This is a genomic window from Mesorhizobium sp. GW821-FHT07A06, from assembly GCF_059419085.1.
Map to the genome: position 1 here is coordinate 184,450 of NZ_JBWKRC010000009.1, position 25,350 is coordinate 209,799.

Here is a 25,350-nt window from a genome sequence, read left to right on the forward strand (position 1 = left end):
TCAGACGGGTCTTGCCTGGCCATTGGATGGAGCAGTCCGCAGCAGACCCGACCCGATCGCCTGTTCGAGGCGCATGACGGCCTCGGCCAGCTTCTCGTCGATGACGTGCAGATATTCCGTCCAGTCGCCGACATGCCTGAGATCAGCCGCGCCGTCGGAAATGCCGCGCAGCCCGATCAGGGGCACATCGAACAGCTGGCAGGCGCGCAGGCAGGCGAAGGTTTCCATGTCGACCATGTCGGCCGCGATCGTGTCGTAGGCCCCGCCGGTGACGATCGCGCCGCCGGTCGACAGCGTGGCCTCCCTGATTTCGGGTATCCGCAGCGGCAACGGCACGATGGCCGGCAGGTCGAGGAACGGCGTCGCGCCTTTTTCGAAACCAAGCGGCGAAGCATCGATGTCGCGATAACCGACCGAGACGGCCTGATAGATTTCCGTTTGTTCCAGGGTCCGGCTGCCGGCCGAGCCGAGCGACACGACGAGATCCGGCAACGCCTTTTCCGACTTCAACCAGGAGAGTTCGGCGCCAAGCCGAACAGCGGCTTCGACAGGGCCGACGCCCGTCATCAAGGGCGTGAACAGCCGCTGGAGATGTGGACCATATTCTGCCTGCGCCGCCATGACGAAGAGGACATCCTTGCCGCCAATTCGCGTAACATTAGCCATCAGCCCGCAATCCCATCGCGGCCCACCACCGTCATCATCGTCCCCGTCATGGTCGCGATCAACTTGGCTTCGCCGTCGACGGCAAAAGCATAGGCCTGGCCATCGGCGACGATGATGGTGCGGCCAGGCTTGGTCACCGAGCCGCGAAACAGGAAGCGCTCGCCCCTGCCCGGCGCCAAAAGGTTGACCTTGAACTCGATAGTGAGCACGCCGGAATTTTCCGGCATCAGGGAAAAGGCCGCATAGCCGCAAGCCGAATCCAGCGCCGTCGAGATGACACCGGCATGCAGGAAGCCGTGCTGCTGGGTCAGTGCCGCGGAATAGGGCATCTCGATTTCGATGATGCCGGGCGTCACCAGTGTCAGTTCGGCGCCGATCGTGGCCATCGCCTGCTGGCGCGCGAAGGACGCCCTGACACGATCCTCATAGTCCGGAGCCGGTACGATCTTTGCTGCCATCGCAATTGCCTTCAGTTTTGCCGGAGAAGCTTATCGCAGAGGCATGGGCGGCAGGCAAATGCTTTTGCTGCACTGCAACAAAACGACATTGGAGGGACCTAGTTCAACCACAGGAGCGAAGCGTTGAGGGTGGCGGCGAAGGCCACCCATGCCGCGTAAGGCACGAACAGCCAGCCCGAAAGCCGGTCGCGGTTCCAGGCTCTCACGATGAACAGCACGATGCTGGCGAGAAGGAGCACGATGACGACCAAGGCGGGTCCCATCATCCTTGCGCCGAAGAAGGTCGGTGACCATAGGAAATTCAGGGCGAGCTGGAGGCCCCAGATCTTCATCGCCGCTCCTGCCGGTGCTCGCTCCCACGTTCTCCAGCCGGCCACCGCGATCAGCACGTAGAGCAGTGTCCAGGCGGGCGCGAAGACCCAGTTGGGCGGATTGAAGGGCGGCTTCACCAGCGATGCATACCAGGCGCCCGGCAACGTCGCATAGCCGATCAGCAAGCCTCCACCGAGCACCAGGACAAGGAAAAGCAGCAACGACAGATATTTTTTCAAGAATCCCACCCCCACAGCGACACGGCGCCGCGCATCTGCAACTGGGGCACCGGCGCTCCTTGTCAACGGCAGCGTTCAACTCACCTTGCGCATGGCGCAGAAGTAAAACCCGTCAGTGCCGCTCAGCGCCGGAGACAGCGAAATATCCACGCCAGCGCCAATTCTCGCGGCCGCCTCGTGGCCCGGAAAACAGCTATCCCAGAGCGCGCGGTGATCGAGCGGGGCAAAGCCACTGTCGCGCTCGCGAAACGCGGCGACCTGTTCGCCGTTCTCCTCGTCGAACACAGAGCAGGTGATGTAGACCAGCAGGCCGCCGGGCTTCACATACGCCTTGGCGGCATCGAGGATCGCGGATTGCTCACCCTTGCGGGCATCGAGCTGCCTTTGCGTCAGCCGCCATTTCGCATCGGGACGGCGCCGCCAGGTGCCGCTGCCGGTGCAGGGCGCGTCTACCAGCACGATATCCATATGGCCAGAGAGCGGAGCGAGTTCGGCCGGCTTGGTGACGACCTGCACATTGCGGTTTTCCGAGCGTCGGATGCGGTCGAAAATCGGCGCCAGCCGCGCCTTTTCGGCATCATGGGCAAAGATCTGGCCCCGATTGTCCATCGATGCCGACAGCGCCAGTGTCTTGCCGCCGGCGCCGGCGCAGAAGTCCAGCACCTGCATGCCGGCCTCGGCGCCGGCAAGCGTCGCCGCTATTTGCGAGCCCTCGTCCTGCACCTCGAACCAGCCTTTCTGGAAGGCCGGCTCGGACTGAACGTTCGGATGCCTGCCGTCGCCATCGATCGGCGGAATGCGGATACCGAGCGGCGCGATCCGCGCGGCCTGCGCCCCGGTATCGGCCAGTTCCTTGAGGACCTTGGCACGATCGGCCTGCAGCGTGTTGACCCTGATGTCGAGCGGCGGGCGGGTCGCCAGCGCCGCGCCCTCCCCGACCCATGCCTCGCCAAAGGCCCGTTCGAAAAGCGGCTGGCACCAATCGGGTATGTCGGCCCGCACCGCAGATGGGGCATCGGCAAGCCGGCGACCGGCGATCGTCTGCAACTCGGTGGTGCTGAGCAGCGGCGGTGCGAACTTGTCACCGTCGAGCGTGTCGTTGAGCGACTGCGCCGTCTGGCTCCATTCCAGCAGCAATGCGCCGAAGCCGATGGCGCGCGGCGTGTCTTCGCCAAGCAGCCAGCCGGCGGAGCGTTTGTGGCGCAGCGCGTCGTAGACGATGTTGCCGATGGCCGCGCGATCACCGCCGCCAGCGAAGCGATGTGACAGGCCCCAATCCTTCAGCGCATCGGCCACCGGCCGGTGACGCCGGCCAATGTCCTCCAGCACTTCGATGGCCGCAGCCAGCCGTCCGCCCAGTCGCATCGGTCATTCCATCAAATCGTGATCTATCGCCTGCTCTTAGAGCCTTTCGCGTCCGGATTGAACCCCGCTCCGTCTCGCGACGAAGAGGCCGTCCGAAATCCGTCCGATCAATAAATCTCGCGCGCCGGCAACAGCAGATCGATCAATAAATGCAAGGTGTCTAATGTTCGCAACTGCCGACCGCAAGCACGACCTGTGGGACAACCGCTCTGCTTTCCAAGTTTTTCGGTTGGTAATACTCTTCACACCATGATTCGCGGCGTGGAAAACGCGGACCGGCGGATCGCTACGAGGAGAGGGCAATGAAAACTTATTTGGCGGAAGTTCTGGGCACATTTCTGTTGGTGTTCATCGGCACGGCGTCGGTGGTGACGGGCGGCTTCGGAGGCGCGCTGCCACTCGGCCAGGAAGGCATCGGTCTGGCGTTCGGCATAGGCCTCATCGCCGCTGCCTACGCGATCGGCCCGATTTCGGGCGCGCATCTCAATCCGGCGGTGACGCTCGGTGTCTTTCTTGCCGGGCGGTTGCCGGCCAAGGACGTCATCCCCTATTGGATCGCGCAGATCATCGGTGCCATCCTGGCTTCGCTGGCATTGTGGATCATCGTTTCCGGCCAGGCCGGCGGCCACACCACCGGCTTCGGCGCCAATGGCTGGGATGAGACGAAATGGGGCGTGAGCTCGGCGTTCCTGTGGGAACTGATCGGCACCTTCACCTTCGTCACGGTGATCCTTGGCGTCACTGCTGAAAAGCACTCGACGGCATTTGCCGGGCTGGTCATCGGCCTGACGCTTGCAGGCATCCACTTCGCCATGATCCCGGTCACCGGCACCTCGGTCAATCCGGCCCGCTCCATCGGCCCGGCGCTGTTCACCGGCGGCGCCGCGCTCAGCCAGCTCTGGCTGTTCATCGTCGCACCGCTGATCGGCGGCGCCATCGCCGGCGTCGTCGCCAAGGCGCGCGTCTTCGAGAAGGATTGATTTCAAGAGCCTGAATGCAAAAGGCGCGGGCCGTGGCCCGCGCCTTTTTTGTCGGACAGAGCTGTGTCCGGATCAGCCGGCGATGTCGAAGCGGTCGGCGTTCATCACCTTGGTCCATGCCACAACGAAGTCTTTCGCGAACTTCGCCTTGGCGTCCGTGGCCGCATAGACTTCGGCAAGAGCGCGCAGCTGCGAGTGTGAGCCGAAGATGAGGTCGGCACGGGTGCCGGTCCACTTGACTTCACCGGTCGTGCGGTCGCGGCCTTCGAACACGTCCTTGGAATCGGACGTCGCCTTCCACTCCGTGCCCATGTCGAGGAGGTTGACGAAGAAGTCGTTGCTCAGCGTTTCCGGCTGTTTGGTGAAGACGCCATGCTTGGACTGCCCGGCATTGGCGCCGAGAACACGCAGTCCACCGACGAGGACGGTCAACTCCGGCGCCGTGAGCGTCAGCAACTGCGCACGGTCGATCAGAGCCTCCTCGACGGTCAGCCGCTGCTTGCCGCTGACATAATTGCGGAAACCGTCAACGGTCGGTTCCAGCGGCGCGAAGGAGTGGATGTCTGTCTGCTCCTGCGAGGCGTCCATGCGGCCCGGCCAGAAGGGAACGTCCACGCTGTGGCCGGCGGCCTTCGCGGCCTTCTCGATGGCCGCGTTGCCGCCGAGAACGATAAGGTCGGCAAGCGAGACCTTCTTGCCGCCGGCCTGCGCGGCGTTGAAGTCCTTGGCGATCGCGTCGAGCTTGTCGAGCACCTTGGCGAGCTCGGCCGGCTGGTTAACGGCCCAGTCCTTCTGCGGGCTGAGGCGAATGCGCGCGCCATTGGCGCCGCCGCGCTTGTCGGAACCACGGAAGGTCGAGGCCGACGCCCATGCCGTCGAGACCAGCTGCGACACCGACAGGCCGGAGGCCAGGATTCTGGCCTTGAGCGCTTCGGCATCCTGCTCGTCGATCAGCACATGATCGACCGCCGGGATGATGTCCTGCCAGGGCAGCTCTTCCTTGGGAACGAGCGGGCCGAGATAGCGCGCGACCGGGCCCATGTCGCGGTGGGTCAGCTTGTACCAGGCGCGGGCGAATGCGTCGGCGAACTGATCCGGGTTCTCGTGGAAACGCCGCGAGATCGTCTCGTAAGACGGATCGAAGCGCAAGGCGAGATCGGTGGTCAGCATGGAGGGGGCGTGGCGCTTGGCCGAATTGTGCGCGTCCGGCACCGTGCCGGCGCCCGCGCCACCCTTCGGCGTCCACTGATGCGCGCCGGCCGGGCTCTTGGTCAGCTCCCATTCGAAGCCGAACAGATTGTCGAAGAAGTTGTTGCTCCATTTGGTCGGCGTCGTCGTCCAGATGACTTCCAGACCGCTGCCGATGGCGTCACCGCCCTTGCCGGTGCCGAATTTGCTCGCCCAGCCAAGACCCTGCTGCTCGATGTCGGCGCCTTCCGGCTCTACGCCGACAAGTGCCGCATCGCCAGCGCCATGGGTCTTGCCGAATGTGTGGCCACCGGCGATGAGCGCGACGGTTTCCTCGTCGTTCATGGCCATGCGGGCGAAGGTGTCCCTGATATCGCGCGCCGAAGCCAGCGGATCAGGCTTGCCGTTCGGCCCTTCCGGGTTGACGTAGATCAGGCCCATCTGCACGGCGGCGAGCGGGTTCTGCAGGTCACGGTCGCCGCTGTAGCGCTCGTCGGCCAGCCACTTGCCTTCGGGGCCCCAGTAGACGTCCTGCTCGGGCTCCCACACATCGGCGCGGCCGCCGGCAAAGCCAAAGGTCTTGAAGCCCATAGATTCCAGCGCGACGTTGCCTGTCAGGATCAGAAGGTCGGCCCAGGAGATCTTGCGGCCATATTTCTGCTTGATCGGCCATAGCAGCCGGCGGGCCTTGTCGAGGTTGACGTTATCCGGCCAGCTGTTCAGCGGCGCGAAACGCTGCTGGCCGGCTCCGGCGCCGCCACGGCCGTCAGCGATGCGGTAGGTGCCGGCGCTGTGCCACGCCATGCGGATGAACAGCGGCCCGTAATGGCCGAAGTCGGCCGGCCACCATTCCTGCGAATCGGTCATCAACGCATGCAGATCCTTGATGACGGCGTCGAGGTCGAGGCTCTTGAATTCCTCGGCATAGTCGAACGCTTCGCCCATCGGGTCGGACAGAGACGATTGCTGATGCAGGATCTGGACATTCAGCTGGTTCGGCCACCAGTCACGGTTGGCCCGGCCGGCGGATCCATGCGCCACAGGGCATTTGCCCGCGCTGTTGTCGTCGGTTTTCGCGTCCATCTTAGTGCTCCGATTTTGCCGAGGTTTGTTTTTGCCGAGGTTGATTTTGCCGAGATCTTGGGGCCAGCCAGCGACCGCACCAATCTGGAATGATTCCAGACTAGGCCGCATTGCTGATAAAAACAAATTGCCTTTCCTGTTCATTTCGATAGGATTTTCTTATGATAGGCTTGACTGTCCGACAGATGCACTATTTCGACGCGCTGGCGCAGACGCTGCATTTCGGACGCGCGGCAAAACTCGCCGGTGTCAGCCAGCCGGCGCTGTCCTCGCAGATCGCCGAGATGGAGCAACGGCTGAACTGCCGGCTGTTCGAGCGCGGCGGCAAATCGGTCCGAATGACCGACGAGGCGGTTGCCCTTCTGCCGCGTATCGAACGCATCCTGGCCGACATACGCGACGTCGAAACGACAGCCCGGCGCGGCCGCACGGCCATGGAGGGGCGCTTCCGGTTGGGCATCATCCCGACCGTCGCGCCCTATCTTCTGCCGCGCGCCCTGCCCGAACTGAAGAAGCATTTTCCGGCCTTGCTGCTGGAATTGCGCGAGGCGGTCACGACCTCCCTGGTCGAGGACACCGCATCACGCAAGCTCGACGCTTTCATCGCGGCACTTCCGCTCGATCATCCGGGCCTGACCACCGAGGCACTGTTTCCGGACCGGTTCTTCCTCGCCGTGCCAGCCGGCGATCCGGCCTTCGCCTCGCCACCGGTTCCGCCTGAGAGCCCGGCACTGGAGCGGCTGATGCTGCTGGAGGAAGGACATTGCCTGCGCGAACAGGCGCTGGCGGTCTGCGGCAATGTCCGTCCGGTGGCGATGGCAAGCTACGGCGCCACCAGCCTGACCACGCTCTTGCAGATGGTGGCGCATGGCCTCGGCGTCACGCTCATCCCCGAAATGGCGGCCGGACCCGCCGGCACCATCCCCGACCTCAAGATCGTGCCGTTCCAGGAGCCGATGCCGCAACGCATGATCTGCCTTGCCTGGCGGCGCAACAATGCAAGGCATGGTGAATGCGTCGAACTCGCCAAGATCATCCGCAGCCTCGGCTCGGCGATGCTGGCGGCGTGAGAAGCGACCAGCCGGACGATGGAGCGGTTTCATCGTCTCGCGGAGACACCGAACCACTCTATTCCTTTTCCTTTGTTTTGACGTAATTCCGGACGGAAAACCGTTTCACACTTTTCCTGGAATTGCCTAGAGAACCCGAGACAAGAACTCGCGGGTGCGCGGCGATTTCGGGCTGGCGATCATCTCGCGCGGCACGCCGCGTTCGACGATCACGCCGCCGTCCATGAAAACGAGCTGATCGCCGATCTCGCGGGCAAAGCCGATCTCGTGGGTGACGACGACCATCGTCATGCCGCTCTCGGCCAGATCATGCATCACCTGCAGCACCTCGCCGACCAGTTCAGGGTCGAGCGCCGATGTCGGCTCATCGAACAGAAGCACCTTCGGCTTCATCGCCATGGCACGCGCGATGGCCACGCGCTGCTGCTGGCCACCGGACAGTTCGCGCGGATAGCGGTCGACCTTGTCGGCAAGGCCGACGCGGCGAAGCAGGACTTCCGCCTCGGCCTTGGCCTGGTCGACGGGGATGCGCCGCACCTGTGTCGGCGCCTCGATCAGGTTCTCCATCACCGTCATGTGCGAGAACAGGTTGAACGACTGGAACAGCATGCCGATCTCGGCCCGGCGCTGACACAGGAGATCGTCCTTGACCTCGTAGAGCTTGTCGCCCTGGAGGTCGTAGCCGACGAACTGGCTGTCCACCAACAGGATGCCGCCGCTGAGTTTTTCCAGATGGTTGATGCAGCGCAGGAACGTGCTCTTGCCGGATCCCGATGGACCGATGATGCAGGCCACCGTCCCCTCGGCCACGTCAAAGTCGACGCCCTTGAGCACTTCAAGCTGGCCATAGGTTTTGCGCACGCCGCGCGCGAACACCATGGAATCGGCCGGGACGCCGAAGCGGGCGCGATTTTCGGACTTCACGTCGCTCATCGGGCAACGCCGCGCAGGCTGATCAAGTTGCGCAAGGCGCGCATCGCCAGGGGATCACGGCGCGTGTCGCTGCGGCCGAAATGGCGCTCCAGGAAATGCTGCCCGACCGACATGATGCTGACCACGGCCAGGTACCAGAAGGCGACCACGATCAGGAGCGGGATCGTCTCGAAGGTACGGGCATAGATGCTCTGCGCCGTATAGAACAGGTCATCAACGGCGATGAAGGTCACCAGCGAGGTCATCTTCAGGAGGTTGATCGCCTCGTTGCCGGTGGGCGGCAGCACGAAGCGCATGGCTTGCGGCAGGGTGATGCGCTTCAGGATCATGCGGTAGGGCATGCCGAGCGCGCTCGCCGCTTCCGACTGGCCCGACGGCACGGACTTGATGCCAGCGCGGATGATCTCGGCCATGTAGCCGGCCTCGCACAGCGAAAGCGCAACGACAGCGGAGAAGAACGGGGTCATGAAATCATTTGTTCGTACGGAAAAAAGCGTGCCCAGGAAAGGCACAGTGAGCGAGATTTCGCGCACCAGCAGCGACAGGTTGAACCAAAAGATCAGCTGGATCAGCGCCGGGACACCCCGGAAGAACCAGACATAGACGCCCGCGAAGGCGCGCAGCACCTGACTTGGCGATACCCGCATGATGGCGATGACAGTGCCGACCACGATCGCCAACACCATGATGATGACGGTGAGCACCAGCGTGTTGCCAAGGCCGCGCATGATCGAGGGGTGGAACAGGTAGCCGGCGGCCGTGCTCCAGGCGAAGGCCGGATTGCTGGCGAAGGCGCGAATGATGAGGAACGCCAGCAGCAACGCGAACGCCGTGCCGATCCAGATGCCATAGCGGCGCTGCGGCACGACGGTCAGTCGCGACACGGCAGCGGCAACGCCCGGCTCGACGCCGATCTCGGTCGGGTGGGCCACGCCCATCAATCGTCTCCTGATTGCTGGCCGGCGCCTGACCGATGATCAGGCGCCGGGTCGTTTCTATTCGGCGCGCAGCGCGTCCATGGTCCCGACGAAGTAGGGTTCCTTGATGGCGTAAGCGCCCATGCCGTACTTGTCGAGAATAGCCTTGTAGGTGCCGTTCTTGAACAGCTCGGCGAGCGCGCCCACCATCATGTCGGCGGTTTCCTTGTCGTCCTTGGCGATCGCCATGCCGAGCGGCGCGACCTCGTAAAGCGTCGGCAACACCACCAGCTGGCCCTTGCTCGTCACCTCGAAATAGCTCGACGCGGTCGCATCGTCCATGCGCGCGTCGACACGGTCGGACAGCACGGCCTGGACGATATCGGTCGAAGAGTTGAAGACCGACTTCTCGATGGCTGCCTGGCCCTTGTCGGTGCACTCCTTGCCGAGCTTGTCGACCAGGAAGTCGGAGGCGCTGCCGGCCGAAACGCCGATGCGCTTGCCGCAAAGCGGCATGTCGCCGCTGAAGCTCGCCTTCTTGTCGGGCGAGGTCGAGACGGCGAGACCGGCCTTCAGGAACATGACGAAATCGACCTGCTTCAGCCGTTCGGGCGTGGCCGAGAACGTCTCCCAGGCGATCTTGAAGCGACCAGCGGCCAGGCCGGGGATCATCGAGGGGAATGGCGTGCGCTGAACATCAAGCTTGGCGTCGACCAGCTTGGCCACCTCGCCCGCGAGTTCGATGATGATGCCGGTCTGCTTGCCGTCGGCATCCAGATATTCGAACGGCGCATAGTCCAGCGTGTTGGCGACAGCGAGCGTTCCGCTCTGCTTGACGTCGGTGGATTTCGCAACCTCGGCGGCCCGGGAAACCCCGCCCCAGGCCATGGTGGATATCGCCAGCGCAAGGCTGGCCGTTCGCAGATATGCATTCATGCTGTTCCCCTTTCTTGCTTGTTTGCAGTCTTCACCAGGCAAAGCCCGAGCCGGCCTCCGTTCAGGGACCTGCTCGGGCTCGACATTCGCTTAAGCGCCTGCCGCTTCGGCCGCCTTCTTCTTGCGATAGTGGTAGTTCTTGTCGATGCGCTCCATCAGATAGTCGCCATAGAGCACCGGTGCGTATTTCGGCTGCGTGCCGGCCGGCACGCAGACCGGCAGCGCCTCGATGATCTCGTCCATGGAGGGATCGAAGAAGAAGGGCTGCGAATAGCGCTCGAGTCCCGACCGGTTGATGACGCGGTGCGGCGTCGAGACAAACTGGTCATTGGACCAGCGCGCCAGGATGTCGCCGACATTCATCACGAAGGAATCCGGGACCGGGGGCGCTGGAACCCAATCTCCCGCCTTGTTCTTGACCTCGAGGCCGCCGACATTGTCCTGAGCCAGCAAGGTGATGAAGCCATAGTCGGTATGCGGCGCAGAACCGAAGAGCCCTTCTTCCTGAGGCTGGGTCGGATAGTGCAGCAGCCGCAGAAAGGTCGTCGGCTGCTCGAAATAGCGGTCGAGGCTGTCGGAAGGCAGTCCCAGCGAGAGCGCGATGGCGCGGACCATCTTGCGGGCAAGCGTGCCCATCTCATCGACATAACGCTCGATCGTCTGCCTGAAGCCCGCCACCGTGGCCTCGTCCGGCCACTGGTTGGGACCTTGCAGCGGCTTTTCGGCCAGGGCCCTAGGATCGTCGGCGCCGACCTCGTGCATGAAGAAGATCGATTCGCTCTGGTTCGGCTTGCTGACGGTCGCCACCGACGAGGTCACGATGGTCGAGCCGGCAAAGGGCAGGAAGCCGCGGAAATTCTTGTCGATCTTGAGCTTCGCCTTTTCCTCGTCGGGCAAGGCAAAGAAGCGCTTGGAGGCTTCGCGAACGGCTTCGACGTCGGCGCGCGGAATGGGATGGCCGGTCACGTAGAGGAAGCCGATCGTCTCGAGATAGCGGCGCAGCGTCGCCGCCGTTGCCCGGATCGCGGCTTCGTCGTCGCCATAGAGCGCCGAAACGTCGAGGATCGGAATTTCGGAAAAATCGCCGCGCTCTTGTGCATCCATTTTCGAACACCCTGTCTTGAACATAAGATACAGTACTGTATTTCTACACATCCGAACGGCCTCATCAATAGGCTTTCGATGGCAAAAGGAGAGTCGCGGCATCATGGCACCACGCAAGATCATCATCGACACCGATCCGGGCCAGGACGACGCGTTCGCCATCCTTTTCGCACTGGGCTCTCCGGCCGAGCTCGACGTGGTTGGCATCACCACGGTCGGTGGCAATGTGCCGCTGGCCCTGACGTCGAAGAATGCACTCAAGGTCGTCGAGCTTGCAGGGCGGCCCGATGTGCCGGTCCATGCCGGATGCCCAGCGCCGATGGTACGCAAGCTGATCACGGCCGAGTATGTCCATGGCGAAACCGGTCTTGACGGCGCCGACCTTCCCGAGCCGGTGACGCGGCTGCAGGACGAACACGCCGTCAACTACATGGTGCGGACCATCATGGATGCACCGGAGGGCGAGCTGACCGTCTGCACGCTCGGGCCGATGACCAATCTCGCCATGGCGATGACCATGGAGCCGAGGATCGTGCCCCGGCTGCGCGAAGTGGTGCTGATGGGCGGCGGCTTCTTCCAGGGCGGCAACGCCACGCCCGCGGCCGAGTTCAACATCTTCGTCGACCCGCATGCGGCGCACAAGGTGTTCGACAGCGGCGTGCCGGTGACCATGGCGGGCATAGACTGCACCTACACCGCGCTGATGACGCCCGAGTGGCTCGACCGCCTGCGCGCCACCGGCAGCCGCGCCGCGATCGAGGCGGCCAATCTGGCCGACTTCTTCCGCCAGTACGGCACGCACAAATTCGAAACGCCGGCGCGCCCCATCCACGATGCCTGCGTCACCGGCTATCTGCTGGCGCCGCAGATCTATGAGCAGCGCCAGTGCGCGGTGACGGTCGACATCGTCTCGCCGGAGACGATCGGCATGACCGTCGTCGACTGGTGGCACGTGACCGGCCGGCGCAAGAACTGCAACGTGCTGCGGCGCATCGACCCGGCGCCGTTCTTCGAACTCATGCTGGAGCGGATCAGCGCATTGCCCTGAGCCCGGCGTTCCGCGATAGATGGACACTCGAAGAGTCGCGAAGCGCATCGGAGCCGGCAAACAGATTGCAGGCGTTGGGCATGGCGATGAAGGTCTTGATCAGATGAAAGCGGACAGCACCCCTGCCAGAGGCAAGAGACCGTCCAAAGCCGCCCCGCCTGCGAAGGCGGCGCGGCAGACGCTGAGTCGCGAGGCCTGGATCGCGGCGGCACGCAAGGTGCTGGAAAAGCGCGGCATCGGCGAGGTCAAGATCGACCGCCTCGCCCAACAGTTCAAGGTGACGCGCGGCTCCTTCTACTTCCACTTCGCCAGCCTGGCCGACCTTCGCGACAGCCTGCTGCAGGAATGGCGCGACATCAATTGCGCGCCGTTCTGGGCGATGCGCGACATGCACGACATAGACGGCCTGCAGTTCTTCACCGACATCGTGCATGTCTGGGTGGACGAAGCGCCGTTCAGCCCTCTGCTTGACCTGGCGGTACGCGACTGGTCGCGCACGTCGAAGAAACTGACGCAGGAGGTCAAGGACATGGACGACCTGCGCATCGCGCTCCTGATCCGCTCCTTCCGCGCCATGGGCTATCCCGAGGATGAAAGCCTGGTCAGGGCGCGCATCACCTATTTCCACCAGATCGGCCAGTACGCGCTGTCCTTCAAGGAGGATCCGGCGGTGCGCAGAAGCTACCAGCCGCTGTTCGGAAAGGTGCTGCTTGGACCGCTCGTGCAGGAGCCGGGTTCGGCGCCGCGACCGAGCGAAATGCGGACCGGCCGTCGCCAGCAAGGGGCGTAGCGGCGGCGGGTTGCGGGACGCCCAGCCGATCTCCAAACAATCTACGAAGCCGTCGCCTCGTTGGCGACGGTGCGTGTCGCGTTCCGGTGCGGGCGCAGCAGAAAATAGAATGCGGTGACGTGCGTGATCATCAGCAGCGGCACGTAGATGACGGGGATGGCGTAGGTGGCGCCAAACAATCCTGCATGGGCCGGGAGGTCGGCCTGAATGGCTTGATAATAATCCACGATGAGGTCGACCACCCCGACGACATTGAAGGCGACGACGAACGGCCGGAAGAGCTGGCGTATCCGCACCGTGAGCAGCGCCAGCATGGCCAGCACCCCCGTTGCGAAGTCGCCATAAGCGGCGAAGGTGGCAAAGCTGGCGGGCAGGTCTGGGCTGACGACGCCCGGAAGGATAAAGACGAGCCCGAAGAAGCGAAAGCTGTGCAGCGTGGCGATCGCGCGTTGCGCCGCGACGCGGTCGATCGAGCTCAGCCACGGCCAGATATACGCAGCGAAGCAAAGCAGCCACGCGACATAACCCAGAACGAGATGGGTCTGGAAAAGGATTTCCGTCGACATTGCGGTCTCCTGTCAACTGTTGGTCGATGCGGCCTCGAACACCGCTGTCAGGACTCCGAGCCGGCTTTCCATGAGATTTCGTCCCAGATTGGCTGCAAGCTCGGCAAAGTCCGATCCCATCACCACGCCGAGATTTGGCGACGGCGGCGGACCAGACGCACGCAACTGCGCGAACCAGGCCTTGGCGGCCTCCGTGTCGTCTTGCCATGCCAGCATATGGAAGCCGGCCGGTTCGATCGCCTTGCGCGTCGCGTCGCTTGTCAGGAGGAAGCTCGTCGCCGGTGTTCGCGCCCAGGGAAGCGGATAGTGCGGCTGGCCGCTGCCCAACACGACATCGAAAGTTGCAAACCTGCCGCCTGACTTCAGCACGCGCCGAATCTCGCGGTACAGCCGCGCCCGGTCGGAGATGTTCATCGCCACATGCTGCAGCAGCACGATGTCGAAGCAGCCGTCATCGAACGGAAGCTCCAGCGCACTGGCGGTCTGGAACGACAACTGCCCACCCTGCCCCGTGCGCCCGGTCAGATAGCGCGCGGCATCCACGAAAGGCTCGCTGAGGTCCACGCCGGTAACCCGGCAGCCATAGGTCGCAGCCAGGAAGCGCGCCGGCCCGCCGACGCCCGAACCGACGTCGAGAACCGACATGCCGGCGGTGATATCAGCCAATTGGGCAAGCTCAGCCGTCGCGGCAAGCCCGCGGGTGTGAAACTGGTCGAGGGCGCCCAGCTGCTGCGGCGTGAGAAGCTGATCCTCCGGGCCGAGGTCAGCCAGCACCGCCCTCAGCCGCTCGGTCAGGCCAGTCGCGCGATAGTGGTCGCGCACTCCATCAAGTTCATTGGTCATGGCAAGATGCTCCTGTCTCTCGGGCTCTTACCTAAACCCGCTTCCATCGTTCGACTATCCGCTGTAATCACAACAACCCATGAAGCAGAACTACACAATCCGGCACGGTGCGCTTGACGGCGTCGAGGTGTTCCTGGCTGTCGCCAGGCGCCGCAACTTCCGCCGCGCCGCCGCCGATCTCGGCGTGACACCGTCGGCCGTGAGCCAGGCGGTGCGCGCGCTGGAAGCGCGGCTCGGTGCGGCGCTGTTTGTCCGCACGACACGCAGCGTCGGCCTGACCGAGGCCGGTCAGCGGTTCCTCGACCGTGCCGGCCCCGCCTTCGAGGAGATCGTTGCGGCCGGCGGGGCCGCGCGTGATCTCGGCCAGCGCCCGACCGGCCTGCTGCGCCTGTCCGTCCCGCGCGCCGTCGTGCCGTTGATCCTGGAGCCGATGATCGCCTCGTTCTGCCGAGCCTATCCCGAGATCGAACTGGAGATCGCCGCGAGCGACGAGATGGTCGACCTGGCGACCGGCGGGTTCGATGCCGGCATCCGCCTCGGCCAGTTCATCGCACCGGACATGATCGCGGTACGGCTCACTCCGGCATTCTCGTTCGTGGTTGTCGGCAGCCCCAACTATCTCAAGCGCCGCGGCCGCCCCGAGCGCGTCGACGACCTTCGCCACCACGCCTGCCTGCGCTTGCGCCGCTCGAACGGCGCCATCGCGCCCTGGTCCTTCGTCGACGGCAATGGAACGATCGAGGCGGCGGTCTCAGGCCCGCTGATCGCGCATGACTATCCGACATTGCTGGGGGCCGCGATGCAAGGCGTAGGGCTGGCGCAGATCCCTCGACCGGTCGCCGAAAATCCGATCGCCGCGGGAAAACTCAAGCCGGTGCTGGAAGGCATCTCCGCCACGACGCCCGGCGTCTTCCTCTATCACCCGGGCAAACGCCAGATCCTGCCCAAGCTGCGCGCCTTCATCGATCACCTCAAATCCGAAATGTGAGGTAAGGAACGATGCCGAAGCCCTCGGCGCTTCCCCCCTGCTCACGCCGTCTTCTGCGCCACCAGCCCCAGCTCTTCCACCATCGCCTGGCGCATCAGAAACTTCTGCGGCTTGCCGGTCACCGTCATCGGCAATTCGGTGCGGAAGCGGATGTGGCGGGGGATCTTGTAGTGCGCGATCTGGCCGGCGCAGAAGTTCTTGATCTCTTGTTCGGTGGCGATCTGGCTGGGCTTGAGCACGATCCAGGCGCACAGTTCCTCGCCATATTTTTGGTCGGGAATGCCGAACACCTGCACTTCCCTGACCTTGGGATGGCGATAGAGGAACTCCTCGACCTCGCGCGGATAGACATTCTCGCCGCCGCGGATGACCATGTCCTTGACCCGTCCGACGATGTTGCAATAGCCCTCGGCATCGATGGTGGCGAGGTCTCCGGTGTGCATCCAGCCGTCGCTGTCTATCGCCTCGCGGGTCTTGTCCTCGTCGTCCCAATAGCCTTTCATCACCGAATAGCCGCGCGTGCACAGTTCGCCCGGCGCGCCGACGGCAACGGTGGCGCCGTCGGAATCGACGGCCTTGACCTCGACATGAGGGTGGATGCGCCCAACCGTCGAGACGCGTTTTTCCAGCGGATCGTCGACGCCGCTCTGGAAGGAGACCGGGCTGGTCTCGGTCATGCCGTAGGCGATGGTCACCTCAGACATATGCATCAGCGACACCACCTTTTTCATCACCTCGATCGGGCATGGCGAGCCGGCCATGATGCCGGTGCGCAGGCTGGAGAGATCGAAGGCGCTGAAATCGGCATGATCGAGCATGCCGACGAACATGGTCGGCACGCCATAAAGGCCGGTGCAGCGCTCCTGCGCCACGGCCTTCAGCGTCGCGCCGGGATCGAAACCCTCGCCCGGGAAAACCATGGTCGCGCCCTTCGACACGCAGCCCATCGTGCCCATCGACATGCCGAAGCAGTGATAGAGCGGCACCGGGATGCAGAGCCGGTCGTCGACGGTGAGCTTGATCGCCGAGGTGACGAAATTGCCGTTGTTGACAATGTTCAAATGGGTCAGCGTCGCACCCTTGGGCGCGCCCGTCGTGCCCGAGGTGAACTGGATGTTGATCGCATCGTTCGGCTTCAGTCCCTCTGAAATGCGGTCGAGACTGTCATGCTCGTCGCGGCCGGCCATGGCCAGCACGTCGGCGAAATTGAACATGCCTGGCGAATTCTCGTCGCCCATGCGGATGACGATCCTGAGCGACGGCAATTTGCTTGCCTTGAGCTTGCCCGGTGTCGCCTTGGCAATCTCCGGCGCCAGCGTCTCGATCATGCCGAGATAGTCCGAGGTCTTGAAACTGGCGGCCGTCACCAGCGCCTTGCAGCCGACCTTGTTCAGCGCATATTCGAGTTCGGTCAGCCGGTAGGCCGGGTTGATGTTGACCAGGATCAGGCCGATGCGGGCGGTGGCGAACTGCGTCACCAGCCATTCCCACCTGTTGGGCGACCAGATGCCGACGCGGTCACCCTTTTCGAGACCGAGCGCCAGGAAGCCGGCGGCCAGCGCATCCACCGTGTCCGACAGTTCGCTCCAGGTGAAGCGCTTGTCCTGGCCGACGAAAACGGCGGCATCCTGCGTGGCGTATCTGCTGGCGGTGTCGGAAAAAAGTGCCGGAATGGTCTTGTCGAGCAGCGGTACCTTGCGCTCGCCCGAGACATGCGCCCTGCCATCGACGGGTGCGATAAAGACGCTGCCGGCGCGCGCGCCGCGGCCGCGCAGATTGGTGGCGTTCTTCAGCTCGTCGAGATTGACCGGCATCGCTGTCTCCTCACAGGCCGCATCCAGCCTATCAGCCTGCCGGGACGGTGGAAATCCCGTCGATGGTACTGGAGTTTTGTTCCGTGGAGGGGAGCGATCGTTACCCGACCGCCGCCGCCATCTTCGTGACGATGTCGCGCAAGATGGCTTCGTCGCCTGTGGCACGCGCCTTCTTCGATGCGACCAGACAGGCTTGCGACTTCAACACGACGCCGTCGCCCAGCACCTTGAGGTGGTTGGCCCGCAGCGTCGAACCGGTCGTGGTGATGTCGACGATGACATCGGCAAGTCCGGCCGCCGGCGCGCCTTCGGTGGCCCCCAGGCTTTCGACGATGCGATAGACCTGGATGCCGTGCTTCTGCGAGAAGAATTGCTGCGTCAGCCGCCAGTATTTGGTGGCAATCCTCAGCCGCCTGCCATGACGCTGGCGGAAATCGGCGGCAACGTCGTCGAGGTCGGCCATGGTGTCGACATCGAGCCAGATCTCGGGCACGGCCACCACGACGTCGGCATGGCCGAAGCCTAGACGGGCGACGATTTCCGCGCGCGCTTCCCAGTCGGCCAGGTTTTCCCGCACCAAATCCTCGCCGGTGATGCCGAGATCGACCGCACCCTGGCCGATTTCGCCCGCTATTTCGGACGCCGACAGGAAGGCGACCTCGACATTGTCCAGACCCTCGACGCGGGCGTGATATTTGCGCTCGTCGCCGGGCAGGCTGATGGCGAGGCCGGCCCTGGCCAGCACGTCCAGCGCCTGCTCTTTCAGCCGGCCCTTCGACGGAATGGCCAAGGTGATCATGGTGCCGTCTCCCGCAACGCCTCGATGCGGTCGAGCCAAACCGAAAAGCCGACGCCGGGGATGGCCGTCTTGGCGCCAAGCAATGTCAGCAACCGGTCGTAGCGGCCGCCGCCAGCCAAGGGGCGCTCGCTATCCTGCGCCGCGATTTCGAAGACCACACCAGTGTAGTAATCGAGCGGACGGCCGAAGGCGGCGTCATAGCGGATGTTTCCTGCCGGCAAGCCATGCGCCTCGATCGCCCGGGCACGGGCGGCGAATTTTTCCAGCGCGGCACCCAGTGAAAGCCCGGCACCAGCGGCGAAGGTCTCCAGCGCCTCAGCCGCGCCATCGAGTGGCACGTCGATCGCCAGAAAGCTTTTCAATGCCGCGAAGGCCTCATTCGACAGCCTCACGCTGCGCAATTCGGCCTTCTCGATCAATCGCCGCGCAATGTCGGAGGGTGAGCGCCCGGCCGTTGCCGAAAGCCCAGCCTCTTCCATGCCGCCTGCGATGTGGATCGAGAGACCTTCGAGATCGCCATCGAGGACAAGGGCGGCGACATCGCCTGAGAGCTGGCCGTTGCGCGGCGGGTTGGCGAGATCGGCAAGTGCCGCCTGCAGCATCGGCGCCGAGCCGAAGGCACGGGCCAGCCGCATGCGCCAGCCGCGCGGCAGACCGAGTGCGGCCAGCACCGCTTCGAAGATGCCCTGGTCGCCGAGCGTGACCGTCAGCGGCTGGCCGGGCAGCACCAGCGACAGCAGCGCATGCGCATCGGCCACCGAGCGGGCATCGGCTTGCGCCGTGTCGCGGTCGCCAAGATCCTCGATGCCGGCCTGGAAGAATTCATTGCCGCCTTCGCGACGCTGGCGGAACACTTCGCCCAGATAGGAATAGCGGCGCGGCGTGCCGGCCTGCGAGCTTATGTGGTCGAGACAGACCGGAATGGTGAATTCAGGCCGCAGGCACAATGTTTGCCCGGTCTCGCTTTCGGTGAGGAAGATGCGGCGCCGCAGATCCTCTCCGGCCATGTCAAGGAACGGGTCCGCCGGCTGCAGGACGGCAACCTCGACCGCGTGCGTGTCGCGCGCGGCGAAGAGGCTGGTGATGTCGGCTGCAATGGCGGGATAGCGCGAGGTCACTGGCCGCGCTCTTATTTCGCGCGATCGGCAGCCTGCGCCACCAGGATCTTCTTCACCTCGGCGACCAGTTCACTTTCCGCCACCGTGACTTGCGCCGGGCGGGCGGCGCGCCATTCGGCGTTGTCGGTGATTTCGGCGGACATGCGCGCACCTTCGATCAAATCCTTGATCTGCAGCTCGCCCTTGGCGCGCTCGTCGCCACCCTGGATGATTGCGACCGGGCAGCCGCGCCTATCGGCATATTTGAGCTGCGCCTTCATCCCGGCGCCGCCGAGATACATTTCGGAGCGGATGCCGGCCGCGCGCAATTCGCCCACCATCTTCTGGTAGCGGCCGAGGCTCTCGGTATCCTTGTCCATGACCAGCACGACGACGGGCGCGATCACATCAGCGCTGTCGAGCTTGCCGAGATTCTTCAGCGCCGTCATCAACCGGGAAACGCCAATGGAGAAGCCCGTCGCCGGCACCGGTTCGCCACGGAAGCGCGAGACGAGGCCATCATAGCGGCCGCCACCACCAACCGAGCCGAAGCGCACGATCTGGCCGTCCTCGTTGGGGATTTCGGCCAGAAGCTCGGCCTCGAAGACCGGGCCCGTGTAATATTCGAGGCCGCGCACGACGGAGCGGTCCATGGCGATGCGATCTTCGCCGTATCCGGCGGCCCGGACCAGGGCTTCGATCGTCGCGAGTTCGCCAACGCCTTCCTGGTAAGTCGCGTTGGCGTTGACGCTGGCATCCTGGCCCTGTGCATTGCGCGCTGTCGCCAGAAGAACCGCCTCGGCCTGCTTGTCATCCAGGCCGGCACCCTTGGCGAAATCGCCCTCGCCTTCCTTGCCGCCATCCCAGCGCCCCGGCCCAAGCAGAAGCTTCACGCCTTCCGGGCCGAGCTTGTCCAGCTTGTCGATCGCGCGCAGCACGGTCAGGCGGCGTCCGGCATTTTCATCACCGCCGAGGCCGATTGCCTCCAGCACGCCATCGAGCACCTTGCGGTTGTTGACCCGGATCACATAGTCGCCGCGCTTGATGCCGAGCGCTTCCATCACGTCGGCCATCATCATCGCCATTTCGGCGTCGGCGGCGACACCCGGCGTGCCGATCGTGTCGGCGTCGAACTGCATGAACTGGCGGAAGCGGCCGGGGCCGGGCTTTTCGTTGCGGAACACCCAGCCGGAGCGGTAGCTGCGATAGGGTTTTGGCAGGCGTTCGTAATTCTCGGCGACGAAACGCGCCGTCGGCGCGGTCAGGTCGTAACGCAGCGACAGCCACTGGTCGTCATCATCCTGGAACGAGAACACGCCTTCATTGGGCCTGTCCTGGTCGGGCAGGAATTTTCCGAGCGCATCGGTGTATTCGATCAATGGCTGGTCGGCGGGCTCGAAGCCGTAGAGCTCGTACACCGAGCGGATCGTCGCCATCATCTTCTCGACGGCGCGAATGTCCTCGGCGCTGCGGTCGGCAAAACCGCGCGGCAGCCGCGCTTTCGTCTTTTCCGATTTATCGGCCATGAGATGCTTGCCCGGAGTTTCGTGATGCTTGCAGGTCAACAATGTTGCGATTTTCGCAACGCGCGTGTCCTAACCGATGAAGCCCAGAGCGGCAAGGGTCGCCGCCTCGGACCAGCCCGGATCAAGAGAAGACAGAAGCGAACTTCCGTGAAACAAAAACGCACGGAAAATGAAACAATCGCGCCATGAGCGCGGCATCGTACCGACACAATCGGAGCCGATACAGCGCATCGACATGAAGGGGTTCGGGAATATGACCAGCGCAGTGAAATTCCATGCCGATGGCGACGCTGGCGCGCTGCCGGCGCGGCTGCGCCCGGCGGGCATCCATGCACCGAAAGTGCTTGGCCAGGCTGCGGGCCCGTTCGATGTGCCGGCCGCCACCGACAACGGGACTTCCCTGCGCGAAGCGCTGGTGACCGGACTGCTGGTCATCTATCCGACGGTGGCGACGGTGGTGGCAATCATTGCCGGACTTTTCCTGGCCAGCGCCAACGGCACCTGAACGTCACTTCGGCCGCTTGAAAGCCTTCCGTTCCTTCTCGACCTGCTTGCGGCAGACGCAACCTTCGAGATGGTCGTTGACCAGGCCCATGGCTTGCATGAAGGCATAGACCGTGGTCGGGCCGACAAAGCTCCAGCCGCGCTTCTTCAATTCCTTCGAAATCCGCACCGACACCGCCGTGGTCGGATTGGCACGCAAATGGGCGAGATCGACAATTCTGGGCCGCTCCTCCTTGCCGGGTTCGAATTTCCAGAACCAGGCGGCGAGCGAGCCGAACTCGTCCACCATCTCGCGGGCGCGCTTGGCGTTGTTGATGGTCGAGACGATCTTGCCGCGATGGCGGATGATGCCGGCATTGCCGAGCAGGCGCTCGACATCCTTGTCGGTGAAAGCGGCGACCTTGTCGAAGTCGAAGCCGGCGAAGGCCTCGCGAAAATTCTCGCGCTTGCGCAATATGGTCAGCCACGAGAGGCCCGACTGGAAGCCTTCGAGGCAGATTTTTTCAAACAGCCTGCGGTCATCGGCCACCGGCCGGCCCCATTCATGGTCATGGTAATGGAGATAATCGGGCAGGTTGCCATGCCAGAAGCAGCGCGCGACACCGTCGGGACCGGCAAGCAGGCCGGTGTTTTCATTGCTCATTGCGAAAAATCCATCCGTTAACGCGCTTCCGCGCCGCTTTTACCGTGGCTTTACCAGATTCCTGAACCGGGCGGTAACCACACCAAAGGGTTTACTGGCAGAACCGCATTTTACGCATTCCGATTCATGTTTCGGTTGCTGCTTGCGCGCCAATGATCGCTGAACCGGGAGCGTTTCCACCCGGTTGTATCAGACGATCAAGGTGCGTTCCCGATGAAGAGAGTTTTGTTTTCCGTGCTCGGCGCCGTGGCTGTATTTGCCGGCGTCACCCCCTCGGCCGCTGGCGACCGCTATGCCGACAGGCCGCCGGTCATGGTGAGCCCCGATCTTTCCGCCCCCTGGGTGCTGCAGCTTGGCCGCGCGCCCGGCATCGTGCGGCAGAGCCGCCAAATCGTGCAGCAGCCGCGCCTGCGCACCGCGCAACCGGCACAGCCCGACCGGGTGCAGACGGCCGCCGTGCAGCCGCCGGCCAAGCGCATAGTGATGCGCCCACAGATCAACCCGGTCTACCTGCCGCAGGAAGTCGCCTATGACGGCCCGCAGAAGCCGGGCACGATCGTCATCGATACGACGCAGAATTTCCTCTTCCTGGTCGAGAAGAACGGCAAGGCACGGCGCTATGGCGTCGGCACCGGCAAGCCCGGCTTCGAATGGTCGGGCACACACAAGATCACCAACAAGCGCGAGTGGCCGGACTGGCGTCCGCCGGCGGCAATGATCAAGCGCGAGGCCGCCAAGGGCCGCTATCTGCCGACCTACCTGGCCGGCGGCATCGAAAATCCGCTCGGCGCCCGTGCGCTCTATCTCGGCACGACCGAATACCGTATCCACGGCACCAACCAGCCGTGGACGATCGGCGGAGCGGTGTCGTCGGGCTGCATCCGCATGCGCAACGAGGACGTTGTCGATCTCTACGAACGGGTCAATGTCGGAACAACGGTCGAGGTGATATAATAGCTCCAGCGAATCACCTGACCGGGAAATACGTCGTTTCCGGAATTTGGAAGGAATAACGGGGGACGGGCCGTATGGGGATGCGGTCGGTCGAGAAGGGCAGTGCGGGAGACCGCGCTGCCCTTATCTTTTTTGATCGGCGTCGGGTGCCCGCGACACGGCCCGCGTCGTTGCGTCGCGCAAAAGGCATGGCGGTTCGCTTTCGTGCTGCCATCTTCGATGTTCTTTTGCTATGTCGGCGCCAACGAAAGAAAGAGTTCATCCATGTCCCTGTCCGATGACAGCCGCTACCTCAAGGGCGGCCCGGTTGCCCAGCGCATCATCGCCGCCGTGCGCGAGGATGCGGCAATCGCCAAAGCCGAGGGTTTTCCGCCCAAGCTGATCTCGATCACCGTCGGCGATACCGACGCGGTTGACGTCTATGTGCGCAACCAGCGCGCCAAGGCTCAGCTCGCCGGCATCGATTTCGAGGAACGGCGTTTTCCCGCCACCATCACCGCGGGTGAACTCGAAGCCGCCATCCACGGCCTGAACGCGGATCCACGCGTCACCGGCATCATCATCCAACGGCCGGTGCCCGCCCATATCCCGATCAAGACGCTGCAGGCGGCGGTGCATCCGCTGAAGGACGTCGAGGGCATGCATCCGGCCTCGATCGGCAACATCGTCTACAACCAGCTCGATCTGGCGCCCTGCACGGCGGCGGCCTCGGTCGAACTGCTCAAGGAAACCGGCCTCGACCTCAAGGGGCTGGAAGTCGTCATCGTCGGCCATTCGGAAATCGTGGGCAAGCCAATCGCGTTCCTGCTGATGAGCGAAGGCGCGACGGTCACGGTCTGCCATCACATGACGCGGTCGGTCGCCGCACATGCGCGCCGTGCCGACGCGCTGTTCGTCGCGGTGGGCAAACCCCGGCTGATCAAGGCCGACATGGTGAAGCCAGGTGCGGCCGTCATCGATATCGGCATCAATTCCGAGGTCGGACCGGATGGGATGAGCCGCATCGTCGGCGACGTCGACACCGAAAGCGTGCGTGAAGTCGCCTCCTGGATCACGCCGGTGCCGGGCGGCGTCGGTCCGATCACGGTCGCGATCCTGCTGCGCAACACGATGGTGGCGCTCAGCCGCCAGCGCGCGCTCTACGAGGCGACCTACGGCACCGCGGACAGGCTCGCGGCGGAATAAGCGCCGGCCCCTACTCGGCGGCGATCGGGCTCTCGTCCAGAACGCCGTCCGGCTTTGGCCCGCCATAGGCCCAATCGAGCAGTTTTACCGTGTGCACCACCGGCATCCTGGCGGCGGAGGCAATTTGCGTGATGCAGCCGATGTTGCCGGTGGCGACGATGGAAGCTCCCGTCGCCTCGATGTTTTTCACCTTGCGGTCGCGCAGCTTGGCCGAAATCTCGGATTGCAGGATGTTGTAGGTGCCGGCCGAGCCGCAGCACAGATGGCCCTCGCGTGGCTCGCGCACGATGAAGCCGGCCTTGGCCAGCAGTTCCTTCGGCTGGCGGACGATCTTCTGGCCGTGCTGCATGGAGCAGGCCGAGTGATAGGCGACGACAGTGCCCGGCTTGCGCACCGGCTCGGGCAGGTCGAGACCGGCCAGATATTCGGTGATATCCTTGGCCAGCGCCGACACACGCGCGGCCTTGTCGGCATAGGCCGGATCAAGGCGCAGCATGAAGCCGTAGTCCTTGATCGTCGTGCCGCAGCCGGATGCTGTTATGATGATGGCGTCGAGCCCGCCCTGGTCGATGGCGCACGTCCAGGCGTCGACATTCCGCCTTGCCGAGGCAAGGGCTGCTTCTTCCCGCCCCATATGGTGGACCAGCGCGCCGCAGCAGCCCTCGCCCGGCGGCACCACGACCTCGACGCCGAGGCGCGTGAGCAGCGAAATCGTCGTATCGTTGATGGCTGGATCGAGCACCGATTGCGCGCAGCCGGTGAGGATGGCGACGCGACCCTTTTTTGCCCCCTGTCCGGCATGGATGCCCGGCGTGGCCGTCGGCGAAGCCGCCGGGATCGATATCGGCGCGAGCTTGAGCATCGCTCCAAATGGCTTCAGCGCCGGGATTGTCTCGAACAGACCAATGAAAGGCCTTCCCAGTTTCGCCAGTCTGAGCGCGGCGCGAAAGCGCGTGGGATAGGGCAGAACGAAGGCCAGCATGGCGCGGGTCAGGCGGTCGAGCAGCGGCCGCTTGTAGGTTTCCTGGATGTGAGCGCGCGCATGGTCGACCAGGTGCATGTAGTTGACGCCCGACGGACAGGTGGTCATGCAGGCCAAGCACGACAGGCAGCGGTCGATATGGGTGACGATCTCCTTGTCGGCTGGGCGGCCGTTCTCCAGCATGTCCTTGATCAGGTAGATGCGCCCGCGCGGTGAATCGAGCTCGTTGCCCAGCGTCACATAGGTCGGGCAAGTGGCGGTGCAGAAGCCGCAATGCACGCATTTGCGCAGTATCTTCTCCGATTCCGCGACATGCGGATCGGCAAGCTGGGCAAGTGAAAAATTGGTCTGCATCGCTGA

The 25,350-nt window shown here is 64.0% G+C and carries 25 protein-coding genes; 8 read left to right on the plus strand and 17 right to left on the minus strand.

Annotation, left to right across the window (positions count from 1 at the left end; genetic code table 11):
* The 4 genes from AC07SZ_RS25570 to AC07SZ_RS25585 all read right to left on the minus strand — a co-directional run bounded on the left by AC07SZ_RS25570 (position 1) and on the right by AC07SZ_RS25585 (position 3,040).
* On the minus strand, positions 1-666 hold the full coding sequence (locus AC07SZ_RS25570; protein ID WP_056565213.1) for a 5'-methylthioadenosine/S-adenosylhomocysteine nucleosidase: 666 nt from the start codon (positions 664-666) through the stop codon (positions 1-3).
* Positions 666-1,124: a PaaI family thioesterase gene (locus AC07SZ_RS25575; protein ID WP_013893903.1), complete on the minus strand. Its 459-nt coding sequence runs from the start codon at positions 1,122-1,124 to the stop codon at positions 666-668. The genes AC07SZ_RS25570 and AC07SZ_RS25575 overlap by 1 nt, the downstream gene beginning before the upstream one ends.
* Positions 1,125-1,222: 98 nt before the next feature.
* The gene (locus AC07SZ_RS25580; RefSeq protein ID WP_056565217.1) at positions 1,223-1,675 is read right to left on the minus strand and encodes a TspO/MBR family protein; all 453 of its coding nucleotides are present in this window, start codon (positions 1,673-1,675) and stop codon (positions 1,223-1,225) included.
* 75 nt (positions 1,676-1,750) lie between these two features.
* A complete protein-coding gene (locus tag AC07SZ_RS25585) occupies positions 1,751-3,040 on the minus strand; it encodes an RsmB/NOP family class I SAM-dependent RNA methyltransferase (RefSeq protein WP_172374374.1) in 1,290 nt (429 codons plus the stop codon).
* Positions 3,041-3,342: 302 nt separating this feature from the next.
* On the opposite strand from AC07SZ_RS25585, the gene AC07SZ_RS25590 reads away from it, so the two are divergent.
* The gene (locus AC07SZ_RS25590) at positions 3,343-4,020 is read left to right on the plus strand and encodes an MIP family channel protein (protein ID WP_056565223.1); all 678 of its coding nucleotides are present in this window, start codon (positions 3,343-3,345) and stop codon (positions 4,018-4,020) included.
* A gap of 72 nt (positions 4,021-4,092) precedes the next feature.
* On the opposite strand, the gene katG is transcribed toward AC07SZ_RS25590, so the two are convergent.
* On the minus strand, positions 4,093-6,291 hold the full coding sequence (gene katG / locus AC07SZ_RS25595; protein WP_494916384.1) for a catalase/peroxidase HPI: 2,199 nt from the start codon (positions 6,289-6,291) through the stop codon (positions 4,093-4,095).
* Positions 6,292-6,452: 161 nt separating this feature from the next.
* Between katG and AC07SZ_RS25600 the strand changes: the two genes are divergently transcribed.
* A complete protein-coding gene (locus AC07SZ_RS25600; protein WP_494916386.1) occupies positions 6,453-7,361 on the plus strand; it encodes a hydrogen peroxide-inducible genes activator in 909 nt (302 codons plus the stop codon).
* Between the two features lie 126 nt (positions 7,362-7,487).
* Here the strand turns inward: AC07SZ_RS25600 and AC07SZ_RS25605 are convergent, their stop codons facing one another.
* The 4 genes from AC07SZ_RS25605 to AC07SZ_RS25620 form a co-directional block, all read right to left on the minus strand.
* On the minus strand, positions 7,488-8,294 hold the full coding sequence (locus tag AC07SZ_RS25605; RefSeq protein WP_056565232.1) for an amino acid ABC transporter ATP-binding protein: 807 nt from the start codon (positions 8,292-8,294) through the stop codon (positions 7,488-7,490).
* Positions 8,291-9,232: an amino acid ABC transporter permease gene (locus tag AC07SZ_RS25610; protein WP_056565235.1), complete on the minus strand. Its 942-nt coding sequence runs from the start codon at positions 9,230-9,232 to the stop codon at positions 8,291-8,293. Before AC07SZ_RS25610 ends, AC07SZ_RS25605 begins: the two co-directional genes overlap by 4 nt.
* Positions 9,233-9,289: 57 nt before the next feature.
* On the minus strand, positions 9,290-10,147 hold the full coding sequence (locus tag AC07SZ_RS25615; RefSeq protein WP_056565238.1) for an ABC transporter substrate-binding protein: 858 nt from the start codon (positions 10,145-10,147) through the stop codon (positions 9,290-9,292).
* A 90-nt stretch (positions 10,148-10,237) separates the two neighbouring features.
* Positions 10,238-11,251, minus strand: a complete 1,014-nt coding sequence (locus tag AC07SZ_RS25620; RefSeq protein ID WP_494916387.1) for an isopenicillin N synthase family dioxygenase — start codon at positions 11,249-11,251, stop codon at positions 10,238-10,240.
* A 103-nt stretch (positions 11,252-11,354) separates the two neighbouring features.
* Between AC07SZ_RS25620 and AC07SZ_RS25625 the strand changes: the two genes are divergently transcribed.
* Entirely contained in the window at positions 11,355-12,299 is a 945-nt protein-coding gene (locus tag AC07SZ_RS25625; RefSeq protein ID WP_172374378.1) for a nucleoside hydrolase, read from the plus strand.
* Positions 12,300-12,402: 103 nt separating this feature from the next.
* Positions 12,403-13,089 carry a TetR/AcrR family transcriptional regulator gene (locus tag AC07SZ_RS25630; protein WP_494916388.1) on the plus strand — a complete coding sequence of 229 codons (687 nt, stop codon included), beginning with the start codon at positions 12,403-12,405 and terminating at the stop codon, positions 13,087-13,089.
* 41 nt (positions 13,090-13,130) lie between these two features.
* On the opposite strand, the gene AC07SZ_RS25635 is transcribed toward AC07SZ_RS25630, so the two are convergent.
* Both AC07SZ_RS25635 and AC07SZ_RS25640 read right to left on the minus strand, forming a co-directional pair.
* Positions 13,131-13,655: a DUF8737 domain-containing protein gene (locus AC07SZ_RS25635; RefSeq protein ID WP_494916389.1), complete on the minus strand. Its 525-nt coding sequence runs from the start codon at positions 13,653-13,655 to the stop codon at positions 13,131-13,133.
* 12 nt (positions 13,656-13,667) lie between these two features.
* Complete coding sequence (locus AC07SZ_RS25640) at positions 13,668-14,498, minus strand: class I SAM-dependent methyltransferase (RefSeq protein ID WP_056565247.1); 831 nt, start codon at positions 14,496-14,498, stop codon at positions 13,668-13,670.
* 79 nt (positions 14,499-14,577) lie between these two features.
* Here AC07SZ_RS25640 and AC07SZ_RS25645 point away from each other — a divergent pair, with 79 nt between their 5' ends.
* Positions 14,578-15,486 carry a LysR family transcriptional regulator gene (locus AC07SZ_RS25645; protein ID WP_494916390.1) on the plus strand — a complete coding sequence of 303 codons (909 nt, stop codon included), beginning with the start codon at positions 14,578-14,580 and terminating at the stop codon, positions 15,484-15,486.
* A 41-nt stretch (positions 15,487-15,527) separates the two neighbouring features.
* Here AC07SZ_RS25645 and AC07SZ_RS25650 read toward each other — a convergent pair whose 3' ends face one another.
* The 4 genes from AC07SZ_RS25650 to hisS all read right to left on the minus strand — a co-directional run bounded on the left by AC07SZ_RS25650 (position 15,528) and on the right by hisS (position 20,722).
* Positions 15,528-17,300 carry an AMP-binding protein gene (locus tag AC07SZ_RS25650; RefSeq protein ID WP_494916391.1) on the minus strand — a complete coding sequence of 591 codons (1,773 nt, stop codon included), beginning with the start codon at positions 17,298-17,300 and terminating at the stop codon, positions 15,528-15,530.
* A gap of 100 nt (positions 17,301-17,400) precedes the next feature.
* Positions 17,401-18,099 carry an ATP phosphoribosyltransferase gene (gene hisG, locus AC07SZ_RS25655; protein WP_056565255.1) on the minus strand — a complete coding sequence of 233 codons (699 nt, stop codon included), beginning with the start codon at positions 18,097-18,099 and terminating at the stop codon, positions 17,401-17,403.
* The gene (locus AC07SZ_RS25660; protein WP_494916392.1) at positions 18,096-19,217 is read right to left on the minus strand and encodes an ATP phosphoribosyltransferase regulatory subunit; all 1,122 of its coding nucleotides are present in this window, start codon (positions 19,215-19,217) and stop codon (positions 18,096-18,098) included. Before AC07SZ_RS25660 ends, hisG begins: the two co-directional genes overlap by 4 nt.
* A gap of 11 nt (positions 19,218-19,228) precedes the next feature.
* Complete coding sequence (hisS, locus tag AC07SZ_RS25665) at positions 19,229-20,722, minus strand: histidine--tRNA ligase (protein WP_494916393.1); 1,494 nt, start codon at positions 20,720-20,722, stop codon at positions 19,229-19,231.
* Positions 20,723-20,891: 169 nt separating this feature from the next.
* Here hisS and AC07SZ_RS25670 point away from each other — a divergent pair, with 169 nt between their 5' ends.
* Complete coding sequence (locus AC07SZ_RS25670; protein WP_320411993.1) at positions 20,892-21,227, plus strand: hypothetical protein; 336 nt, start codon at positions 20,892-20,894, stop codon at positions 21,225-21,227.
* 3 nt (positions 21,228-21,230) lie between these two features.
* Here AC07SZ_RS25670 and AC07SZ_RS25675 read toward each other — a convergent pair whose 3' ends face one another.
* Positions 21,231-21,869, minus strand: a complete 639-nt coding sequence (locus AC07SZ_RS25675; RefSeq protein ID WP_056565261.1) for a DNA-3-methyladenine glycosylase I — start codon at positions 21,867-21,869, stop codon at positions 21,231-21,233.
* Between the two features lie 213 nt (positions 21,870-22,082).
* Between AC07SZ_RS25675 and AC07SZ_RS25680 the strand changes: the two genes are divergently transcribed.
* On the plus strand, positions 22,083-22,823 hold the full coding sequence (locus AC07SZ_RS25680) for a L,D-transpeptidase (protein ID WP_494916394.1): 741 nt from the start codon (positions 22,083-22,085) through the stop codon (positions 22,821-22,823).
* A gap of 264 nt (positions 22,824-23,087) precedes the next feature.
* On the plus strand, positions 23,088-24,008 hold the full coding sequence (locus tag AC07SZ_RS25685; protein WP_494916395.1) for a bifunctional 5,10-methylenetetrahydrofolate dehydrogenase/5,10-methenyltetrahydrofolate cyclohydrolase: 921 nt from the start codon (positions 23,088-23,090) through the stop codon (positions 24,006-24,008).
* A gap of 10 nt (positions 24,009-24,018) precedes the next feature.
* On the opposite strand, the gene glcF is transcribed toward AC07SZ_RS25685, so the two are convergent.
* Entirely contained in the window at positions 24,019-25,344 is a 1,326-nt protein-coding gene (gene glcF, locus AC07SZ_RS25690) for a glycolate oxidase subunit GlcF (protein ID WP_494916396.1), read from the minus strand.
* Between the last annotated feature and the right edge of the window lie 6 nt (positions 25,345-25,350).

Excerpts from the sequence above, each read along its gene's own strand:
- hisS (WP_494916393.1), bottom strand. The coding sequence starts at position 20,722 with ATGGCCGATAAATCGGAAAAGACGAAAGCGCGGCTGCCGCGCGGTTTT.
- AC07SZ_RS25610 (WP_056565235.1), bottom strand. The coding sequence starts at position 9,232 with ATGGGCGTGGCCCACCCGACCGAGATCGGCGTCGAGCCGGGCGTTGCC.
- AC07SZ_RS25600 (WP_494916386.1), top strand. The coding sequence starts at position 6,453 with ATGATAGGCTTGACTGTCCGACAGATGCACTATTTCGACGCGCTGGCG.
- AC07SZ_RS25575 (WP_013893903.1), bottom strand. The coding sequence starts at position 1,124 with ATGGCAGCAAAGATCGTACCGGCTCCGGACTATGAGGATCGTGTCAGG.
- AC07SZ_RS25650 (WP_494916391.1), bottom strand. The coding sequence starts at position 17,300 with ATGCCGGTCAATCTCGACGAGCTGAAGAACGCCACCAATCTGCGCGGC.
- AC07SZ_RS25680 (WP_494916394.1), top strand. The coding sequence starts at position 22,083 with ATGAAGAGAGTTTTGTTTTCCGTGCTCGGCGCCGTGGCTGTATTTGCC.
- glcF (WP_494916396.1), bottom strand. The coding sequence starts at position 25,344 with ATGCAGACCAATTTTTCACTTGCCCAGCTTGCCGATCCGCATGTCGCG.
- AC07SZ_RS25670 (WP_320411993.1), top strand. The coding sequence starts at position 20,892 with ATGAAACAATCGCGCCATGAGCGCGGCATCGTACCGACACAATCGGAG.
- AC07SZ_RS25675 (WP_056565261.1), bottom strand. The coding sequence starts at position 21,869 with ATGAGCAATGAAAACACCGGCCTGCTTGCCGGTCCCGACGGTGTCGCG.
- AC07SZ_RS25685 (WP_494916395.1), top strand. The coding sequence starts at position 23,088 with ATGTCCCTGTCCGATGACAGCCGCTACCTCAAGGGCGGCCCGGTTGCC.
- AC07SZ_RS25605 (WP_056565232.1), bottom strand. The coding sequence starts at position 8,294 with ATGAGCGACGTGAAGTCCGAAAATCGCGCCCGCTTCGGCGTCCCGGCC.
- AC07SZ_RS25635 (WP_494916389.1), bottom strand. The coding sequence starts at position 13,655 with ATGTCGACGGAAATCCTTTTCCAGACCCATCTCGTTCTGGGTTATGTC.
- AC07SZ_RS25645 (WP_494916390.1), top strand. The coding sequence starts at position 14,578 with ATGAAGCAGAACTACACAATCCGGCACGGTGCGCTTGACGGCGTCGAG.
- AC07SZ_RS25585 (WP_172374374.1), bottom strand. The coding sequence starts at position 3,040 with ATGCGACTGGGCGGACGGCTGGCTGCGGCCATCGAAGTGCTGGAGGAC.
- AC07SZ_RS25620 (WP_494916387.1), bottom strand. The coding sequence starts at position 11,251 with ATGGATGCACAAGAGCGCGGCGATTTTTCCGAAATTCCGATCCTCGAC.
- AC07SZ_RS25590 (WP_056565223.1), top strand. The coding sequence starts at position 3,343 with ATGAAAACTTATTTGGCGGAAGTTCTGGGCACATTTCTGTTGGTGTTC.
- katG (WP_494916384.1), bottom strand. The coding sequence starts at position 6,291 with ATGGACGCGAAAACCGACGACAACAGCGCGGGCAAATGCCCTGTGGCG.
- AC07SZ_RS25640 (WP_056565247.1), bottom strand. The coding sequence starts at position 14,498 with ATGACCAATGAACTTGATGGAGTGCGCGACCACTATCGCGCGACTGGC.
- AC07SZ_RS25625 (WP_172374378.1), top strand. The coding sequence starts at position 11,355 with ATGGCACCACGCAAGATCATCATCGACACCGATCCGGGCCAGGACGAC.
- AC07SZ_RS25630 (WP_494916388.1), top strand. The coding sequence starts at position 12,403 with ATGAAAGCGGACAGCACCCCTGCCAGAGGCAAGAGACCGTCCAAAGCC.
- AC07SZ_RS25570 (WP_056565213.1), bottom strand. The coding sequence starts at position 666 with ATGGCTAATGTTACGCGAATTGGCGGCAAGGATGTCCTCTTCGTCATG.
- hisG (WP_056565255.1), bottom strand. The coding sequence starts at position 18,099 with ATGATCACCTTGGCCATTCCGTCGAAGGGCCGGCTGAAAGAGCAGGCG.
- AC07SZ_RS25615 (WP_056565238.1), bottom strand. The coding sequence starts at position 10,147 with ATGAATGCATATCTGCGAACGGCCAGCCTTGCGCTGGCGATATCCACC.